The organism is Lactobacillus huangpiensis, from assembly GCF_019972815.1.
Taxonomy (GTDB): Bacteria; Bacillota; Bacilli; order Lactobacillales; family Lactobacillaceae; genus Lactobacillus; species Lactobacillus huangpiensis.
Map to the genome: position 1 here is coordinate 114,931 of NZ_BPPA01000003.1, position 19,814 is coordinate 134,744.

Below are 19,814 nucleotides of genomic sequence, written 5' to 3' on the forward strand. Positions count from 1 at the left end.
AGACAAAAATTTATAATTTGTTCTGTAAAGAATAGACTTTATTAGGTAAACTAATTATATAAGTAAAATTTTAAAAAGAAAAAGAGGAAATCTAATGGAAAAAGAATTGGTCTTTGGTCACCAAAATCCTGACACAGATGCAATTGGTACAGCTATAGCTTATTCATATTTGCAGAATAAGCTGGGTTACAACACAGAGGCGGTTGCTTTAGGCGAACCTAATGATGAAACAGCTTTTGCATTAAAGAAGTTTGGTTTTGAAGCACCAAGAGTGATCAAAACAGCAGCAAATGAAGTTAAAGAAGTAATGCTTGTTGATCATAATGAACCACAGCAAAGTGTATCAGACATTGATCAGGTTACTGTAACTCATGTTGTTGATCACCACAGAATTATGAATTTCAACACCAGTATGCCTTTATTTTATCTTGCTGAACCGGTAGGTTGTACTAGTACAATTATGTTTGGTCTCTATAAGCATTTTAAAGTGGAAATTCCCAAGAATATCGCTGGTATTATGCTTTCCGCCATTATTTCTGACACATTATTGCTAAAATCTCCAACAACTACTGACAGAGATAAAAAAGCCGTTAAGGAACTTGCCGAAATTGCTGGTGTAGATTACGAAAAATATGGTTTGGAAGAATTAAAAGCCGGAACTAATATAGCAAGTAAATCAGAAGAAGAACTAATCGATTTAGATGCCAAATCATTTGAATTAAATGGCAAAAATGTACGAGTAGCTCAAATTAATGTGGTTGACTTGCCAGAAGCATTAGAGCGCAAAGAAGCCTTCCTGAAAACTATGAATGAGTCAGCAAATTCAGAGGGCTATGATTTGTTTATGCTGCTTATAACTAATGTACTCGATTCAGACTCAACTGCATTAGTTATAGGTTCAGACGAAGCTTTGGCTTCGTTTGAAAAGGCATTTGGGGAAGTTAAAGATTCAGAAATCAGTTTACCTGGTGTTGTTTCAAGGAAGAAACAGGTTGTTCCACCATTAACTGAAGCATTTAAGTAATTTAAAAAGCACGAAATAGATTTAACTATTTCGTGCTTTTTTTAATCTTTGTTAATTTCCTTGGCCAAAATAATGAATGATTTACATACTCTTTCAGCTTTGTCAGGTGACATTTTTCTAAGTTCATTAAGAACCTTCTTAATAAATACAGGAGTATTATCTTGATGATTTTCTACTTTAACTTCCTTAAAGCGGTAAGCATTCATGATAATATCTGGTGTAGTGGTATTTAAAGCTCTGGCAATTGAATCGAGCTTTTGAATACTAATGTTTTGATTCTTTGTTCTTTCCAAACGAGAAATAAAGTTAACCGATAAGTCACTTAGTTCAGCGAGATCCTCCTGGGTCAACTTTTGTTCGCGCCGCCTACGGCATATTTCTTTTCCTAAATTTATACTCATGGAATAAATTCAACCCTTTCAAAAAATAATTCCATATTCTATAATAACAGATTAATTATAGAAATAAACAATAAAACAAAAATAATAATGAATAAAACACTTGCTTTTGGCAAAATTATACTCAAACTAAATGTTTTAAACTATACCCCACATAGTATTGTAAGCTATTTTTTGGAAAAATAAAATAAAAAAGCACCAATTAATTAAACTTAAAGTGAAAAAGGAAAGAGTGGCAAATATTATATCAAAGCGTGGATTCGCTTGCTAGAGGGGCAAGGAGAAAAGCGCTTAAGTGAAAAATCAAAATCCAATTGTTTTTATATATTTATCTATTATAGAAAACGCTTTTATTTATATTTTTACACTTATAACGTAAAAAGTTTAAATAAATCAAATAATATGAAGAAAATGGTTTAGTAATTATTTAATTTACAAATTTCACAAACAATAAGTATTATTTTGCCTAATGTAAGATACAATTTTTAGTTCAAAAGCAAATTTATGACAATCTAAATAAGAATTAGTTTTACCAATATTACTAATATAATCTAATTAGATATACTTTGATGAAAATAGAGTAGTGTCAAAAGACAAAGGTGACTGCTTTTGTTGATATAACTTCGTATAATATATATTATGTAAAGTAAAATAAAAAATTGAAAGAGAGCTTATGAGATTGAGACTGCATTTGACTTACACAAAATAATTTTACTTTGAGATTGTCACAGGTCAATTCAGAGCTCGTTAAAATCAAAATGAATGCATAATTTATCAATTGGTCATCGAGTTGCCTGTGAGTCTCATCAGAAATGACTTGAATTTTTATTAATAAAAGTGTTTTGTTAATTAATATTGAAAGTCTATAAAATTGCGTTGATATATTTTAATTAAGTTAATTAAGAATTGCTTTGATAACAATTGAGTAATAATGTTTAAATCTCAATTTTAAGTATAAAAAGTCTGATAACATAATTTTTTTCATATTTTAAATAAGTTGGCTGTTAGATAATTTTACACTTGCTTTCATTAAAACTATAATTTTAATGAAAGATATTAAAACAATAAGAAAGTTCAACTATTTTATATTCATTGATTGATCTTTAGCAAAACTGAATATGATCTTTAGATAAGTTTCCTTAAAGGCGAAATTTCAATTCAAACTTTTAAAAGATTTATCTTTAAAATACCAAAGCAGTATTTTCTTTCATCAAATGTAATATTCGCCTTTCCCTCTCCTCTATTCCACAATAAGTATACACGATACAAACATACATTCTAGTTTTGTTTTATAATGAATTATATAACTTAATAATTGAAGCTAGGAGAAATTTATTACGTGGAAACAAAGAAATATTTAGATCTAATTGATGAAGAATTAAATAAAATGCCTGATTTTGTTAAAGAATACAATTTTGGCACAAGTCACTCTTTAGCTACATCCTATCAGTATCTAACAGAAATCAGAAGATTTTTTGACTGGCTCCGTCATGAAGGCATTTCAAAAGCTGAAAATAACAAAAGTATTGAAACTCAAACTTTAGCTCACCTGCAACGCAATGACATTATGCTTTACATTAATTATTTAGGTCATACTAAGAATAAGCAAGGCAACTTGAATTCGCCTACAACAATAAATCGGTCTATTAATGCCTTGAGGTCCCTTTTTAAGTTTTTAACCATTACTGCTGATAATATAAATGGCAAACCGTACTTTGAACGCAATGTTATGCTCAAAATTGATTCTCTTAATAATACGGAAACTTTAAACTATCGAGCCCATGTTCTTGAATCGCACATGTACACAGGAAAATTAAAATACCAGTTTTTGGATTTTATTGAAAATAATTATGAATTTAAATGCAATAAACATGCTTTACCAGGATTTAAAGCAAATAAAGAACGCGATATGGCAATTATTGCTTTAATTTTAGGAACTGGAATAAGAGTTTCTGAATGTGCAGGTATTGATTTGCCAGACATTAATTTTAAAAAGGCCACATTGGACATAACCCGCAAAGGTGGCCAACGGGACAGCGTGCCAATTGCTGAATGGACGTTGGTTTACATTAGAGAGTATAAGAAAATAAGAAAACAACGCTATTTGGCAGTCAAAAGCGATTCAGCATTTTTCCTGACTCGCTGGCATAATAAAACACGTCGGATCACCACGAGCGCTATCGAGAAAATGGTCAATAAATATTCAGCTGCCTTTGGGCACCCCCTCACTCCTCATAAATTACGTCACACAGTGGCTTCTGAGCTATATGGTGTAACCAAAGACCAAGTGCTGGTGGCTCAGCAACTAGGCCAAAAAGGAACTTCAGCAACCGATTTATATACTCATGTTGATCAAAAAAAGCAACGTGCTGCATTAAATGAGATTTCAGAGACAGATAAAAAGAATAGTGATCACAAACAGGCTTGATACAGAGCCTGTTTTTTATTCAAATTTTGTTTGCCAATTAGGATTTTGATTCGCTTCAAAACACATTTTTATTTCTGCTAAAGAATTTCGTGGTAATGACAAAGGTGGTAAATTATCAAGTTCAAAAAATGAACATTTATCAGTCTCGGTATTTTTTGAAAATTTCCCACCCAAGTCTTTACATAAAAAGATGACATTACAAACATTAATAGCTCTTTCAATTCGCTTTTTACCATAAATATTAGTTGAATGGTTGTTCACTGCAATAATTTGATCAACTTCAATTTTATGCCCGGATTCCTCTTCGGCTTCTTTTATACAATTTTCTTTAACAGTTATATTTGGTTCACACCAACCACCAGGCATTGACCATAAATTATCTGTAGTCTCTTTAACCAGTAAGATTTTTTGTTTGCTAAAAATTGCAGCTCTAGTAGAAACTTTAGGTGTCTGATATCCATCATCATTACTAAACAAGCCTTTAACAATCTTTATTGGTTGTCCAGTTTTTACTGCCATCATTTCAGTGGCAATCTTTCTTATTTGTTCGTAGCGTTCCCTATCAAAACGATCGTAGCCGTATTCTATGCCGTCTTGAGCGATACTTTGTAATTCGACTGCCCATTTTGTTATTTGGTCCATTTGCTTTTTCATAAATATCCTCATACTTCTGTAACAAAAAAGCAACCTTGCAAAAGGTTGCTTTTATTTAGTTAAATCGATTTTATCTATATCAATCATCCAACCAATTGCAAAAGACTTTTCTCCCAAATGTGTGGCAATAACAGGGCTAAATTTCGTAACGGAAATATTTTGCTCTGGAAATTTTTCTCTTAAAAACATTTTAGCTTCGTCTACCTGACTGCTGTCATTAGAATCAATAATAAAGAGCTTGATCTTATCTTTATAAGGCAATTGATCTATTTTCTTTACCGTTAATTTTTTAATTTTGATAAATGCTCGTTTCATAGAACGAATTTTATCAAAAGCTACTATATTGCCGTCTTTAAAAGTAAGCAGCGGCTTGATATTTAGCATTGAGCCGATAAAAGCACCGGCATTGCTTAAGCGCCCTCCTCTACTTAAATTATTTAAATCATTAACCACGAAAATTTCATCAATAGTTGAACGGATTTTTTCGAGTCGAGTTAAAATTGTATCCAGATCAAGACCATTTTTTATCATTTTGGCTGCTGCCAAAACCAAATTTCCTTGTAAGCGAACAGTCATTCTCGTATCAATGGCATGTAAATTATATTTTGGATGATTTTCAGCAATATTGCATAATGTTTGATAAAAACCAGAAATCCCGCTGGAAAGTGTAATAGCAATAATGGCTTCATAACCCTTATCATTTAGGCTATCAAAAAGACGAATTAAATCGCCAGTGCTTGGCTGAGAAGTTTTAGGAAAATCTGCTCCCTCTCTCTGCATTTTAAAAAGCTGATCAGAAGTTATATCAACATTTTCCAAATACTCTTTTTTACCTATAATGATTGGAATTGAAACAACAATAATGTTATTTTTTTCTGCCTCTTGTTTTGTTATGGCACTAGTACTATCAGTAACTAAAGCAATCTTCATCTAACTTACCTTTCGCTTTTGTGTGTACAACATACAAGAATTATAGCATAAAAAAATAAGTGTTTCGACCATCAACTATAGCGAACTTGTTCTCTCTGTTTTCTGCACGAGTTTAGTAAAAGTTTGGTCAAATGCTTTGATTTCTTGCTCTGTTAAACCATGCAAAAGTGATGCTTCTATTTCTTTTAAAACGTTTCTCAGTTCAGAAATTTTTTTCAACCCCAGATCATTTAACAGAACTGTTTTGCTTGAGTCACTTTCTGACCTTCTAATTGTTACAAAACTCATGGTTTTCTTTTGCTGCAATTGTCTGCTTAATGTTGAAAGTGATATTTTTAATTTTTCAGCTAAATCTCCCATTTTTAAAGCAGTATTACCATTATGGTAAAAATAAAGCAAAATTCTGGTTTGCGAAAGATTTAACCCACACTTTTTATTTATTTCGTTTTTAATATTTCCAGCAATTGTGCTAAAAGATAAAACGTCCATTTAACTACCTTTTCTGATTAAAACAAAACATAAAAATATTTTATAAACTTAAATTTAAGCAATATTAAAAGCATGAAAATGCATAAAAAGCTAAACGAAAAGTTGTGAAACATTCATGCTTAATTGTATAGTAATATTTGTTACTATTATTTTTAGCTTATAAACATTTATACTGATAACTTTAAATCTATATTACCAGTATATCAGTTTTTTGCAATGATTTCTTTAGTTATTTCAAAAATGATTACTATATAATTAGTGGTACTCTATTTTAAGATTATAAATAAAATATATTTTAAACAAGCACTTATCGCCTAATACTTGGTATAATAGAAAGCGTGTTTTGAGGTGATATTATGGCTTTTGATGGTTTGTTTATACATAGCCTGCTAAATGATGTTAAACCAAAAATAGAAAGTGGCAGGCTTTCCAAAATTTATCAACCATTTGAACAAGATCTAGTGTTAACTTTTAGAAAAGACAGAAAAAATATACAATTGCTATTATCTGCCAATGCTCAGTATCCACGTTTTTATATTACTGAGCAAACTATTGCTAATCCTGATAAAGCACCAACTTTTGTCATGGTGTTACGTAAATATTTAGAAGGTTCAATTCTGCAATCAATTGAACAACTAGGCGTTGACCGTATTGTCAATTTTTATTTTAGTAATCGCAATGAGCTTGGAGACCAAGTTCAGTTAGTCTTATCGTTGGAGCTAATGGGCAGACATAGCAATGTTATTCTTTATGACCAGAAAAATGGACGTATAATTGATTTGCTCAAAAGAATTAATCCTGATGAAAATAGAGTGCGGTTGCTCTTACCCAAAGCTAAATATGAGTTACCTCCCCTTATATCTGGTATTGATGGTTTCAAGATGACGGAAACAGAGTTTAATAAAAGGGCTTTGAATTCTGATCCTGAAAAATTTGCCGGTCAGATTGGGGGGCTTGATCGAGACGATCGTCAGGAACTTGCAGGTTATTTGGAAGACGATTTTTCTTATTCATCTTTTAAAACGTTTATGGGTCAGTTTAATAAAAAAGGTGCTTTTATTCTGAAAACACCAAATAATAAACGGAAAATTTTCACTTATTTGCCTTACCATCTTAACCTGACTAAAGAAAGTTCTGACCCAGATATTAATCATGCTTTAGATAAATTTTATCAATATCAATCAAATCAGGATTGGGTGAGACAAAAGTCAAGTCAAATTGAACGCGTTGTAAAAAACGAGCATAAAAAATTAACCAAAAAAATAGTTAAGCTCCAAAAGCAATTGGACCAAGCTGAAAATTCTGAAGGGTATAGAATTAGAGGTGAAATTCTTAATGCAAATTTGTCCCAAGTTAAACCGGGAATGACTGAAATTGACCTGCCTAATTATTATGATAATAATCAACCACTAAAAATTAAGCTTGATGCGGCACTCTCTCCTGCTCGAAATGGTCAAAAATATTTCACCAAGTATAAAAAGCTGCGCGATTCAATTAAACACGTTAAAGAACAAATAAAAATAGCCCAAGACAATTTAAATTATTTTGATACTATTCAAACCGCGATCGATAATGCTGAACCACAAGATATCGATCAAATTAACGAAGAATTAATTAATCAAGGCTACATTAAAAAGCCCCAGAAACCGAAACGTAAAAAGAAAATCACTGAGAAAAACTTCAATAAATTTCGCATTTCATCTGGTAAAACTGTTTTAGTTGGTAAAAATAATTTACAAAATGATTGGCTCACCTTAAAAAAAGCTAATAAAACTGATATTTGGTTTCATGTAAAAAATATTCCTGGTTCGCATGTCATTTTGCAATCTGATCAACCAACAGAAAAAGATATTTTAGAAACTGCGGAAATTGCGGCCTATTTTTCTAAAGCTAAAAATTCAGCTCATGTACAGGTTGACTATGTGCAGGATAAAAGAGTAAAAAAACCTAATGGCGCAAAACCTGGTTTCGTAATTTATACTGGACAAAATTCAATTGAAGTAACCCCCGAAAAAGAACGAGTATTAAGCAAAAGAATAAACTAAAAAACGAGGATGATTTATTCATCCTCGTTTCATTTTCGCTTTATTGTCAAATTGGCTGTGTAGTTAACGCCAGCGATTCTAGAACACCCAAAATAAGTTCTGTGGTTTCGATGCTTGAAAAAACAGGTATATTCTGATTCAAAGCTTCATCACGTATTCTGGTTGCATCGTCACTAGCAGAATCAGATAAGTTAGTAATGTTAATCACCATATCAATTTTGTGTTGTCGTATTTTATCTAACAGACTGTGAGAACCATGACTAATTTTGGAAACAATTCCTGTGGTTATTCCAGCTTCTGCTAGGCCATTAGCAGTACCTTCAGTAGCAATTATTTTGAAACCCAGACGATAAAAACGTTGAGCCAATGACGTAACTTTTTCTTTGTCTTCATCACGAACAGAAATAAAAATTGTACCAAAGTTAGGTATTTTTAGTCCACTGGCTTCATAGCCTTTGTATAAAGCTTTTGCAAGCTCAGTATCTCGCCCCATGACGGATCCAGATGACTTCATTTTTGAATCAAACGTATTTTCACTTTGGTAATCAATATATGAGAAAACTGGCATTTTGACAAAAATAAAATTATTTGAATGCCATAAACCGTTTTTATAGCCTAAATCAGGTAAATTCTTGCCAATAAGGACTTCCGTTGCACAATTTGTAATATCTTTTCCAATTGCCTTAGAAAGAAAAGCAATATTGTGACCAGCATATGGCTTAATTTGCAGTAAAAAGATTTTCTTTCCAACAATCAAAAAATGTAACGTGAATATACCACGCATATTTATGCGTTTGACTAACTCAATAGCATATTCAGTAAGTAACTTTTTGCCTGTTTTTGTTAAATTTTGTGGCTTAAAAACAGCTATTGAATCTGACGCATGAGATCCTGTTTGCTCCAAATGCTCAATAATACCAGGAATTGTGACATTTTTACCATCTGAAATGGCAGTAATTTCATATTTATTTCCTTCAATAAAATGAGATAAACTGACCTTGGATAATTGATTTTCCTTTAAATATTTCTTTAAAGCTGGCAAATCATAGACAACAGCAGATTTTTGCTTAACGCCCATATTATTAAATCCGCCAATGAGAATTGGAAATCCATGTTCATTGATAAAATTTTTAGCCTCTGTCTTATCAACTGTTGTTAAAAGTTTATTTTGACCTAAACTTTTTAATGGTTTAGTTAAAACCTGCTCAATCCGATCTTTCGGATTAATGTTTTTACTGCCTAATATATTTAAACCATTTTCTATTAGTTTTTTACATAAAGCATTCATTTCTTTGCCAGAGAACTGAACTAAAACATCTTTTATTTGCTCTTTTTTAGCAATATGTAAGATACTTTCAAGAGTTATAGGTTCTAAATAAACCTTATCTGCCCTTTTATAGCTAATTGCTACAGATTCATCATTATTTGATAATAAAACAGTGGCATAATTATTATTATGTAAAGTATCTATTGCATGACTAATCATGTAGTCAAATTCGCTTGTAACTGAAACTTGCGAGGGTAACATACCGATTACTAGCACTTTTTTAGCTGCAGATAACGCTTGACTTTCATCATGAACTCCATATGAGCCATAGTATGCCTTAACCAACGGCTTAATTGTTCCCGCTGATCCATCTATTTGCTGATAAGCCGGCTTCAAATGTAATTTTATAAGCCTCTTTTCGATCGCATTAATATCAGTATCAGAAAGATCAGAAATTAACGCGTTGCGAAATCCTCTCTTTTTCGCTTCAATCAATAATTCATCTGTTAGATTTCCAGCTGCTAATTTTTGTCCTATCTCCACAATATGTGCAAGTTTTTGAAAATAAACTGGATGAATATGAACAATTCTTTGCAGATCATGATAACTGAAACCTTTAGATATTGCAGCTAAAAGCTTAATTAAATGTGACTCATCGGGATGCTCTAAATCACTTGCTATTTCGTTTTTTTCTTTCGCTTTTTCAGTTTTAAAAATCTTAAGTGACATTTTTAGGTTAACCGATGATGCAAGACCTTTTAAAAAAGCAGATTCAAAATTCGTTCCTATTCCGATTGCTTCACCACTGGCTTGCATTTTGGCACCTAATAAATAATGGTTGCTGCCGGATTGTGTTAATGACCAGAAAGGCATTCTGACTGCAACTTTATCTAAGGTTGGCTCAACAGCAGCATTGAGACCTGATAAGGGATCTGTTATTTCATCTAAACGGTAGCCAATAGCTACTTTACATACAATATAACCTAAGCTGTACAATCCCACTCTTTTTGACCAAATTGCACTGCGTGTTAACCTGGGTTTTATTGATAAAATTTTTACAGAGAACTTTGTTCCCTCATGTTTGACAGCAAAATGAATATTTAATATTCCAACGATTTTTAATTTGTTGGCAATTACTTTAGCAATTGCACGAATTTTCTGTACTTGGTCGTTGTTTAGCGTTAAAGCTGGCATTACTGTAGCAGAATCTCCTGCATTAATAGCTACGGATTCAACAGTATCAGCTAAATTGGTAAAGAGGATATTTCCAGAGCTATCACGAATTATGTTTGCAATGACTTCTTCCCAAGAGGAAAGATCTTCAGACAAATGATAATTGCCAAAGGAAAAACTTTCTGATTGTTTTTCTTTTGTTAGATACTCGTTCAAATCGGAAACATTGTCAAAAATAATTTGTGTATTTTTGGCTGAAGTATTTTCTTTAATAAGCATTACTGGAAACTGAACTTTTTCAGATAGCTGTTTCTGAATATCAACAGCACTGAAATCAGTTAAATTCCAATATTTATTAGCCTCAATTTGATTTTCAGCCAAAAAAGCATTCATTTTTTGATGATTATCCATTGTGAGAGTTTGTTTGTTCAAGGTCAGCAACCTAACTCCCATTTTTTGCAATATACCATCCTGAACTAGTTCTCGTGTAACTTTTAATCCTGTAGTTGAGCCATAAGCAGAAATAATAGCACTTGGTTCTTCCATGCGAATTATTCTTTTTAGAAATTCCAGTGTCATTGGTTCAAGATAAACAGTTAGCCCAGATTTTTTGTCAGTAGAAATAGTTGCAGGATTGGGATTAACTAAAACAACTTGAATATCTTCTTCAGAAAGTGCTTGAATTGCATCTTCAACTAGTAAATCAGTTTCAGATACTTTACCAACCAAGGTTGGGCCAGATCCAATGATTAAAACTTTATCTAAGTCATTCTCTAAAGGCATTTTTACACCATCATCTTTACAAAACTATCAAAAATAGGAAGAGCATCTAGACTTCCAGGAGCACCTTCAGCATTAAAAGCTGTACCAATTACCTTATTGGCTTTATTACTGTAACCAGCTAATAACTCACTGTGGAGATCGTATAATTCTTTTTCCATTTCAAATTGGACGCTGTTTGGCAGTACTAATTGATCTATATTAATCGCCACTTGCCAAATCTCATTCGTATTTTGGTCAATAACAGGATAATTAATGCCATTATATGATTGAGGCAAAGCAACTAATTCAAAATTAAGAAATTCACTTAAGGCCAAAAAGCCCAGACCAATTCCCCAAAGAGGAATTTTCCTATAAAATGCTGCCAAAATAGGATTAAGGTTCTCTTTGAGTTCATCCACTTTTCCTGGACCACCTGAAATAATAATTCCTTGCGGTCGCAGATTTTTAATATCAGGTACTGAGACGTTATAAGGTAAAACGGTAGCGTTGACTTTTCGTAAAGACAATTCTCTAAGCATAGAATGCTTTAATCCCAGATCGATAATAGCTACAGTTTTACCCACATTAGGTACCGCATAGGCATTTTTAGTTGAAACAGCAGCAGACTTGTTTTTAGGCAGAACTAAAGCTTTGATTTGATCAAAAGCATGTTCGTCATTTGTATCCATGATTGAGGCTTTTATGGTTTTCTCTTTATTTAAAAGATGAACTAAAGCCCTGGTGTCAACGTTATAAATAGCCGGTATGTTTTTTTCCTTTAAAAAGGAAGCTAAATCTTGAAAGTTATTACTATCTGAGATATTTTGAGCTACATCATTTGCAATGATTCCTTTTACAGTTGGATTAATACTTTCATAATCTATTGCGTTAATGCCATTGCCACCGATCATAGGAGCAGTAAAAACTAAAATTTTACCTGTGTTTGTTGGATCAGTTAAAGCTTCCTGATAACCAAAATTACCAGTTTGAATAGCTAATTCACCTGTTGAAATTATTGAAGCTCCCAATCCCTCTCCCGGAAATGATTGACCATTTTCCAGAATTAAATATCGTTTCATTTAATCACTTTTTTCTCTTAAGTCAGCCAATTGTTGCAAAAAAATTTGTGGAGGCTGCACTTCAAATTCCAGCCACTTGCCTGAATGTGGTTGTTCGAATCCCAAAACTTGAGCATGCAAAAATTGACCATTACCTTTTAAGGTATGATGTGGTCCGTATAATGGATCCCCTGCAACGGGATGCCCAATATACGCAAGGTGTACCCTAATCTGGTGTGTACGCCCTGTTTCAAGCTGACATCTTATCAAACTATATTTTTGAAACTGTTCTAGGACAGTAAAATGAGTGACTGCATTTTTACCGTTCTCAACTACAGCCATTTTTTTACGATCATAATGATCACGTCCGATCGGAGCTTCAATTGTTCCAGATTTTTCAGAAAAATTCCCATGTACAATTGCTAAATAAAGCCTTTTGTTAGTCTTTTGTGCTAACTGTTTCTCTAAGTTTTCACGCGAAAAAGCATTTTTGGCCACCATCAATAAACCAGATGTGTCTTTATCAATTCGATGCACAATTCCCGGCCGAAAGCCTTCAGGACTTTCGGCTAAATTTTTTGTATGAAACAGCAAAGCATTGACAAGAGTGTGATCTGGATGTCCAGCAGCCGGATGAACCACCATACCTTGAGGTTTGTTAACAACTATTACATCTTGATCTTCATAAATAATATCAAGCGGTATATCTTCTGGAACTACTGCCAAAGGTTTTAACTTCGGTACACTAACTGAAATCAAATCATTTTTTTGTACCTTATAAGAAGTTTTAACTGCCTTGCTGTTGACTAAAATATTTTTATCTTGCACTAAATTTTGGATCCTTGAGCGTGATAAAGATGGAATTTTGGTCGCGAGCACTTTATCGATTCTACCTTTTTCCTCCTGAATTACGAATTGATATTTATCAGGCATTATTTTTTTCGCTTTCATCAAAAAACAGAAGATAAATAAAAACGAGTATTATCCCTACTGTTATTGCAGAATCGGCAATGTTAAAAATATTGAATTGAATAAAATCGACTTGGATCATATCAATGACGTACTTTAGATGAATCCGATCAATTAAATTACCTATTATTCCCCCAAGAACTAATGCAACTCCAGTACTGAAAAGCTTACTATGAAATTTTTTAATAAACAGATAATATAAACATACTATGATGGCAATAATGCTAATTAAATAAAAAAGTCCCATTTGACCAGGAAGAATATTCCAAGCAGCACCTTCGTTTTGCACGTAGGTAAATGAAAAAATATGAGGAAGAACCTGGTGTGATTCACCAAGTCTATAGTTACCAGCAATAAAAGACTTTAAAGCCTGATCGAAGATCACTATTAATAACGAAATAATTAAATATAAAAATTGCATTGCTACTTTTAAAATAAGCCACTAATTTTGCCGTTGTTATCAACATCAATATCTAATGCAGCAGGATGCTTAGGTAACCCAGGCATGTCTAAAACATGTCCGGTGGTTATGACAATGAAGCCTGCTCCATTTTTCAAACTGGCACCTTTAACATGCAAGGTAAAATCATTTGGAGCACCTAACAATTTTTGATTATCAGTGAATGAATATTGTGTCTTGGCAATAATTACAGGCAACTTATCCTTCCCCATTTTTTCCAGTTCTTGAATATCTTTTTCCGCTTTTTCACTATATTCTACTCGTGCTGCATGATATATTTTTTGCGCAACTTTTGCAATTTTAGTTTTAACGTCATCATCTTTTTGGTAAGTCGGAATAAGATGACCACTTTGAGAATTTGCCAAATCAAGGACTGCTTTTGCTGCATCTATGCCACCTTTTGATCCCTGTTCATGATAATCTACCACAACAGAGTCAATTCCTTGTTCCTTGATCAATTTCTGTAAAAGATTAAGCTCATTTTCAGTGTCTGTAGTGAAGTGATTAATTAAAACAATAACTGGAAGACCATAATTACGCATATTATTCATATGTCTCTTAAGATTTTCAAAACCGTCGCGTAAAGCAGACAGATTTTCCTTACTTAAGTTATCAGTAGTTCCTTCAGCTTGATATTTTAAGGCACGGACAGTAGCCACAACTACACTGGCATCTGGTTTTTTATCAAGATGTTCAGAAACAAAGTCCATGAATTTCTGACCACCCAGATCACTACCAAATCCCGCTTCAGTCAATACGTAGTCGCTTAGGTGTAAGGCTAAATTCGTTGCCATGACTGTGTTTGCACCATGAGCAATATTGGCAAATGGGCCACCATGCACTAAAGCAGGAGTATGCTCAATAGTTTGTACAAGGTTGGGCTTTAAGGCGTTGGAAAGAAGAGCAGCAATTGCACCTTCAAAACCAAGATCCTTAACGAAAACAGGCTGATCATCAATGGTATAACCAACGAGCATTAATCCAATTCTCTTTTTTAAATCGTTGATGTCAGTCGACAAACACAGAATCGCCATTAATTCGTTAGCAACTGTGATTGCAAAACTGGATTTATGCTCAACACCATTAAACTTTGAACCCTGTCCGACAGTAATATTTCTTAAACTGCGATCATTCACATCAATTCCGCGTTTTAAGAGGATTCTGTCAAGATCTAGCTTAAGTTCATTTCCTTGATAGATATAATTGTCTACTAGTGCAGCCAAAGTATCAATTGCGGCGGTTAAAGCATGCATATCTCCGGTAAAATGGAGATTAATGTCTTCCATTGGAATTACCTGTGCCTGACCTCCTCCAGTTGCTCCGCCCTTTAAGCCAAAAACTGGCCCCATTGACGGTTCTCTTAAAGCAATCATGGTTCTTTGATGTAACTGATTGTTTATGGCATCTCCTAAACCAATCGTCATAGTTGACTTGCCTTCTCCAGCAGGAGTAGGTGAAATAGAGGTAACCAAAATAAGTTTACCAAGGTGTTGGTTTGCCATGGTACGTTTTATTGCCTGCCAGTTAATTTTAGCCTTGTCGTTACCATAAGGTTCAATGTCAGTATCTCTTAAGCCGACCTTTGCGGCTATTTCATTAATAGGTAATGCGTGAGCTTCTTGTGCAATTTGAATATCTGATTTCATTGCGCATGCCTCTTTCTATAAATGTAAATTGTTAAATCTAACTCTTCATTTTAAGTAATATCCTTTTCATATTAGAATTTAGGTCCCACCTTTTGTTTAATCAATTGTCATTATAACAAATATTGATCAATTTTTATGCATTGCCAGTCACAAATTAAGAATTACGCTAAATTTACTTTTAACTGATGTAAAAAACAGGCAGAGGTCTGCCTGCTTTACTTTTCAAATCTTAATAAGTAATACTGACCAAATTCAGCAATTCTGATTTTATAAATTTTTAGCAGCTGCCAGTCGAAAATAATTGCTGGTTCAGATGTCAATTTTGCTTTAGCACGAAATGGCAACTTAAATATTTCATTGTTCCAATAAGAATTAAAGTAAGTATGAACTAATAATATCACGAATAATAAGGCACAAATTAAAGCCGGCCAGTTGAAAATTTTTGTACTTTCATATAAGAAAATAAGACATAAAAAAAGAACTATTAATACCCAGCTGAAATAAATTAATCCACTGCGACCTAAAATAATGAAATGTTTTTTTCTCATAAGGCTCCTTTTCAATACCAAATTTCTGTTTCAAGATTGCTATGATCAGTCGTATCGAATAAAGTTTTCATGTAATTGCTAAAACGAGGTCTTTGATTGACTAAAATTTTAAATTCTGGAGAAGAATATAATTTTTTTAATTGCTCCTTTTCGATATGATTGTGACCAGTAAAATACTGATAATTCATCTCTATAAACAAATGATTTACCTTTTGCAGAAGCTCAGATTGTTCATTATTAAAATTATCTTTCTTATTTGAATTTCCTTTTAAATTTTTTATTTGAATTTCCTTCAAATAATGGTGAAAATGAGCTAAATTTTGATCTTCCAGCTCTTTTTTATTCAAAAATGGTTTCATGTTAAATGTATGACGCTGATATTTAATGTTATCTGGTCTTACCTTGATTACCCCATATCCCTGGTCATATGAACAAAAACTTGAGGTGACCACTTCTATCGTAGGTGTTCTTTCTAATGGTCCAACTATATTTTGAGCATGTATATGACCAGAAAAGGCAACTTTAATGTTGAAATCCTCACACAGACGACGTAAAAGTTGAGCATTATTTAGGACAAAGCCACGATTTACTGCCGGATTATGAGCATACAGATTATGATGCATAAATAGAAGTGGTCTCAGATGATTTCTTTTAGCATTTTCCAACTGTTTTTCTAGCCAGATAATTTGTTCCTCATTTATTTGTCCTTCAGTAGCAGGGGCACCATTTGCCTCATGTTTACCATAAATATTGGAATCTAGTAGCAATAAAAGGTAACGCTGATTTAATTGAACACTGTATGCTAATGAATCAGGATCAATGCTCAGTGCGCAGTCATATGAGCTTTTAAATATTTCCTGCCAGTCCCTTGGGCTTATTTGGTGAGCATAAAGTTGATTTGGACCTTTAAAAGCACGCGCCCAACCATCATATATATCATGATTCCCAGGTAAAACCAATAGTTTTGTTGCTTTTAAACGACTAAATATTTCCGCAAATTTTTGTGCAGAAATAAGTTCTCCGTTAAAAGTTACGTCTCCAGTAACGATGATAGCGGCTGGCTTCTTTTGATTAGCAAAATCAGTAAAAGCTCGAAGAGCTATTTCTTGATAAGCCAGATCTTTACCTTGACTAGTATTTTGAATAAGTTGAAATGCATGGCCATTATCATGCAAGCTATCAGCAATTAGGTGAGTGTCTGTAATAACCCAAAACTCCGTATTTGATTTTTCAGTAATCATTTTTTTCTTGCCCAATATTGGTAAAAATCTACTCTTAAATTGCCATTAAATAGCTTTCGCTTTTTTGTTGCTTTTTTACCAAAAAATTTTTCAAAAGCAGGATCTCCAACTAAATAATACTGACTGAAACTATCATATTTTAGAAGTGAGTCGCCCATCTGTTTATAAAGATTTTCGGCAGATTCTCGATCTTTCAGTCTTTTACCATATGGGGGATTTGCAATTATAACCCCATTTTGTAAATCCGTAGCAAAATCTTTTACCGCAACCTGTTTAAAATAAATATCTTGTAATACACCTGCGTTATTCGCATTTAATTTTGCAATTTCTAAAATAGACTGATCAATGTCACACGCCCAAATAGGTTGTTCAAGTGGTTTGATTTTATTCTTTGCTTCTGCTACCAATTCATTATGAATAGTGCTGTCAAACCAATCAAAGCCATCAAAGGCGAATTGGCGCCAAATTCCTGGAGCAATATTTTTTCCTATTAAGGCTGCTTCAATAGCAAGAGTACCAGAACCAGTCATTGGATCTATTAAGGGATGACTGCCATCATATGGAGTTAGTTTTAATAATCCTGCCGCAAAGTTTTCTTTCAGAGGAGCTCCCCCATGTTCAATGCGGTAACCCCTTTTAAACAAACTGGCCCCAGTTGTATCTAACGAAAGCCTTGCAATATCTTTGTTTATATGAATGTCAAGAGGATATTCATTACCGTTTTCCGGCAAGAAGCCGCGACGATGATACTGATCGGACATTTTATTAACAATCGCTTTTTTTACGATTGATTGAATGCCTGGCTCAGAATGTAATTTAGACCTGACTGATCTGCCTTTCACAGGAAATTTAGCGTCAACAGGTAGTAATTCTGCCCAATCAATTTCATATACTTGGTTAAAAAGAGTATCAAAATCCGTGGCTTTAAATTCCTTTAGTAAAATTTTAACGCGGTCTGCTGTTCTTAACCAGAGATTGGTTTTGACAATATCAGTTTCATTACCGGTAAAAAAGACTCTCCCGTTTTCAGTGTGCGTTTTATAGCCCATTGCCTGCAGTTCTTTGGCAACAACACTTTCAAACCCAACGCCCATAGTTGTATATAATTGATATTTTTCCATCTTTATTCTTTCTTTTCTTTAAAAAAAGCGTTGAGCCCTTTGAAAAGCTCAACGCTGCCAATGCAAATTTCTGTAAGCCACGTTCTGTTCAGGTATTTGTGGCATAAATACCTTCAGCAGCCATCTATCTTTGCTAAATATCAGCAATCCAATCTTTAGTTCATTTCCTTAGATTGAAACGCCCCCACCAAGTTTGGGTTGCACGCTCGCAGGGTTTACCTCGTTCCACCAGAAGCGTTTCCGCCTCTGCTTCGTCACTGTGGCACTTTTCAGAATATTCATGCATGTCATAATGGTGATTTAGCACTTTTTTCGCCGTAATTGTAAATTCTTTAGCTTATTGGGCTAAATACGAACACTACAAGCATCGCAGCTCGTGCGTGCGTGGACTTTCCTCAGCCTGACCTTTTCAAGATCAAACCGCGACTGCTCAAAATTTGCACCATTAAAAATTATATCAAAGCTTACTCTTTTTGTAACCCATAAACTCGCTGTTCCAAATTATATACCTTCCGTTCAAGAGTCGAAATGCGTTGAATGATAGCCATATTAGTAGAATTTTCTTTTTGCGAATCTGCTTCATTTGTTGGACTAAAACTCTGAGTGGAACGTTCTTGGGTCGGTGTATAAGTCCGCACTGATTCCTGAGTAGCAGCTGGACTGACTCTTCTGGTCTTTTGCTCTTGAATAGAATCTTCTTTATGTCGATCGTCCATCAACTCTCCCTGCAACTTGCCAATCTGACCATAAAGATCTTCAATAATTTGTTCAAATGTATCGTAATCAGCAATTACTTTGTCTAAAAAAACATCAACCTCATGTGGATCCAAACCTTTAACCTTTGTTCTAAATTGTTTTTTTAAAATATCCTGAGTGGATAGTTGAATATCATTTAAATCTGCCATGATAATATACAACTCCTTTTATATCACTTTTATTCTAGCAAAAACTGGACTGGCTTAAAACTAAAATGTTAATTTTAAAACAAAGTTATCTTATTCTTGATATTCGTCATCTTGATTTTCCTGAAATTCTTCTGCTTCATCCTGCAGATCATAAAAATCAATTAATTCTAATGAATATTCTGTCGTTTCTTGGTATTTTTTGATTAAATTATAATCAAACTTGGGCTTTCCAGGATTTTCTGGGTCATAGATCATCAGGGCTCTATCTGTATGCATAAGCATGAAGTTTTGATAATTGCGCAGTTGAACAGGATTTTGGTAAGTTTCTTTTGAAGTGGAAGCAAAAAAATCAACTTGCTGTTTTAAAGAGAGATACTTTTCCTGATTATTTTCATTCCATCTGCTGGCAAATTCCTCATAAGGAACAATGATAGAAACCCTTAAAGAATATTTTTGTCGCAAGTCGATTGCGACCTCACTTGCCCACTGCTCTACACCCAAATTAGCTCCAGTTATTACCCAGTCAAGTTGGTTATTTTCTATTAGGCTTATCATATGTTTTTTTAGAACCATTTTAATAATTTTTATCTTGAGGTCTTTGTCTCCAAATGTATTAAGCTCATAATTACGGTATCCAGTTACCCACAATCTTTGCATAATGAAACAGATAGCTCCTTGTTCAAAAACTTTTTCTTT

17 protein-coding genes and 1 other RNA gene are annotated in these 19,814 nt (G+C 33.4%); 3 read left to right on the forward strand and 15 right to left on the reverse strand.

All coding sequences use genetic code 11. The features are described 5' to 3' along the window. Positions 1-94: 94 nt before the first annotated feature. Positions 95-1,024, forward strand: coding sequence for a manganese-dependent inorganic pyrophosphatase (locus LDM90_RS03775; protein WP_223896588.1), 930 nt, complete (start codon positions 95-97; stop codon positions 1,022-1,024). A 41-nt stretch (positions 1,025-1,065) separates the two neighbouring features. Here the strand turns inward: LDM90_RS03775 and LDM90_RS03780 are convergent, their stop codons facing one another. After that, entirely contained in the window at positions 1,066-1,425 is a 360-nt protein-coding gene (locus LDM90_RS03780) for a helix-turn-helix domain-containing protein (RefSeq protein ID WP_034979176.1), read from the reverse strand. A 1,336-nt stretch (positions 1,426-2,761) separates the two neighbouring features. Between LDM90_RS03780 and xerS the strand changes: the two genes are divergently transcribed. Continuing rightward, the gene (xerS, locus tag LDM90_RS03785) at positions 2,762-3,850 is read left to right on the forward strand and encodes a tyrosine recombinase XerS (protein WP_223896587.1); all 1,089 of its coding nucleotides are present in this window, start codon (positions 2,762-2,764) and stop codon (positions 3,848-3,850) included. Positions 3,851-3,865: 15 nt separating this feature from the next. Here the strand turns inward: xerS and LDM90_RS03790 are convergent, their stop codons facing one another. The 3 genes from LDM90_RS03790 to LDM90_RS03800 form a co-directional block, all read right to left on the reverse strand. Beyond that, entirely contained in the window at positions 3,866-4,504 is a 639-nt protein-coding gene (locus LDM90_RS03790) for an NUDIX hydrolase (protein WP_223896586.1), read from the reverse strand. 51 nt (positions 4,505-4,555) lie between these two features. Further along, positions 4,556-5,434: a DegV family protein gene (gene fakB / locus LDM90_RS03795; RefSeq protein ID WP_223896585.1), complete on the reverse strand. Its 879-nt coding sequence runs from the start codon at positions 5,432-5,434 to the stop codon at positions 4,556-4,558. Positions 5,435-5,509: 75 nt separating this feature from the next. Further along, positions 5,510-5,923, reverse strand: coding sequence for a MarR family winged helix-turn-helix transcriptional regulator (locus tag LDM90_RS03800; RefSeq protein WP_223896584.1), 414 nt, complete (start codon positions 5,921-5,923; stop codon positions 5,510-5,512). 356 nt (positions 5,924-6,279) lie between these two features. Between LDM90_RS03800 and LDM90_RS03805 the strand changes: the two genes are divergently transcribed. Continuing rightward, positions 6,280-7,968, forward strand: coding sequence for an Rqc2 family fibronectin-binding protein (locus LDM90_RS03805; protein WP_223896583.1), 1,689 nt, complete (start codon positions 6,280-6,282; stop codon positions 7,966-7,968). A 46-nt stretch (positions 7,969-8,014) separates the two neighbouring features. Here the strand turns inward: LDM90_RS03805 and carB are convergent, their stop codons facing one another. The 11 genes from carB to LDM90_RS03860 form a co-directional block, all read right to left on the reverse strand. Continuing rightward, a complete protein-coding gene (carB, locus tag LDM90_RS03810) occupies positions 8,015-11,191 on the reverse strand; it encodes a carbamoyl-phosphate synthase large subunit (protein ID WP_223896582.1) in 3,177 nt (1,058 codons plus the stop codon). A 2-nt stretch (positions 11,192-11,193) separates the two neighbouring features. Further along, entirely contained in the window at positions 11,194-12,249 is a 1,056-nt protein-coding gene (locus LDM90_RS03815) for a carbamoyl phosphate synthase small subunit (protein ID WP_223898690.1), read from the reverse strand. Next, entirely contained in the window at positions 12,250-13,161 is a 912-nt protein-coding gene (locus tag LDM90_RS03820) for an RluA family pseudouridine synthase (RefSeq protein WP_223896580.1), read from the reverse strand. Next, positions 13,154-13,618, reverse strand: a complete 465-nt coding sequence (lspA, locus tag LDM90_RS03825; protein WP_034979154.1) for a signal peptidase II — start codon at positions 13,616-13,618, stop codon at positions 13,154-13,156. The genes LDM90_RS03820 and lspA overlap by 8 nt, the downstream gene beginning before the upstream one ends. An 8-nt stretch (positions 13,619-13,626) precedes the next feature. After that, complete coding sequence (locus LDM90_RS03830) at positions 13,627-15,303, reverse strand: formate--tetrahydrofolate ligase (protein ID WP_223896579.1); 1,677 nt, start codon at positions 15,301-15,303, stop codon at positions 13,627-13,629. Between the two features lie 215 nt (positions 15,304-15,518). After that, positions 15,519-15,851, reverse strand: coding sequence for an acyltransferase (locus LDM90_RS03835; protein WP_198211804.1), 333 nt, complete (start codon positions 15,849-15,851; stop codon positions 15,519-15,521). An 11-nt stretch (positions 15,852-15,862) separates the two neighbouring features. Then, complete coding sequence (locus LDM90_RS03840) at positions 15,863-17,092, reverse strand: metallophosphoesterase (RefSeq protein ID WP_198211805.1); 1,230 nt, start codon at positions 17,090-17,092, stop codon at positions 15,863-15,865. Further along, positions 17,089-18,213 carry a THUMP domain-containing class I SAM-dependent RNA methyltransferase gene (locus tag LDM90_RS03845; protein WP_045928078.1) on the reverse strand — a complete coding sequence of 375 codons (1,125 nt, stop codon included), beginning with the start codon at positions 18,211-18,213 and terminating at the stop codon, positions 17,089-17,091. Before LDM90_RS03845 ends, LDM90_RS03840 begins: the two co-directional genes overlap by 4 nt. 68 nt (positions 18,214-18,281) lie before the next feature. Then, positions 18,282-18,651: RNase P RNA component class B (gene rnpB, locus LDM90_RS03850), an RNA gene on the reverse strand. A 26-nt stretch (positions 18,652-18,677) separates the two neighbouring features. Then, the gene (locus LDM90_RS03855; protein WP_198211807.1) at positions 18,678-19,118 is read right to left on the reverse strand and encodes a DivIVA domain-containing protein; all 441 of its coding nucleotides are present in this window, start codon (positions 19,116-19,118) and stop codon (positions 18,678-18,680) included. A gap of 90 nt (positions 19,119-19,208) precedes the next feature. After that, positions 19,209-19,775: an SLOG family protein gene (locus LDM90_RS03860; RefSeq protein ID WP_198211808.1), complete on the reverse strand. Its 567-nt coding sequence runs from the start codon at positions 19,773-19,775 to the stop codon at positions 19,209-19,211. Positions 19,776-19,814: the final 39 nt, after the last annotated feature.